This window comes from Vibrio sp. 1249-1 (genome assembly GCF_033340495.1).
Map to the genome: position 1 here is coordinate 1 of NZ_JAWOWJ010000699.1, position 639 is coordinate 639.

The 639-nt window shown below is 48.4% G+C and carries 1 protein-coding gene; it reads left to right on the forward strand.

Features of this window, described 5'->3' with window-relative positions:
* Positions 1–639 (forward strand): efflux RND transporter permease subunit (locus R7Z50_RS28430; protein WP_318149871.1); only part of this gene is annotated, 639 nt, incomplete at both ends.

The window sequence follows — 639 nt, forward strand, 5'->3', positions numbered from 1 at the left end:
CTAACACGAACCAATGCGATTGTTCTCGCCATGGCAGAAATTCGTAGCGCCTTGTTAATGTCGACGGTCGCGATTGTTATCGTGTTTACGCCGATGTTTTTTATCACTGCGATGATGGGGCCTTACATGGCGCCACTGGCGTTCAACGTTCCGATCAGCGTTATCTTTAGTACCGTTGTCGCGTTTATGATCACGCCTTGGCTTGCCAAGAAGCTACTCAAAGGTGCTGAGGAAAACGGCCACTATGACATCCAATCTTCGCCGATGTATCGTTTGTATCGTGGTGTGTTGATTCCGCTACTTGAAAGTCGCAAGAAAGCATGGCTTTTCCTTGGTTTGGTTGCCTTGTTGTTCGTCTTGGCAGCATTGTTGCCAGCACTTCGCTTAGTTCCACTCAAGTTGCTGCCTTATGACAATAAAAATGAGTTCCAATTGGTATTAAACATGCCAGAGTCTTCAAGCTTTGTGGATACCTCCAACGCGCTGTCGAGCTTTACGGACTATTTAATGACGGTGCCGGAAGTGACAAGTGTGTCGGGCTTTGCAGGTACCGCTTCCCCAATGGATTTCAACGGCATGGTGCGCCACTACTTTATGCGTAGCGAACCATACCAAGGCGAGCTTCGAGTCGTTCTTGCA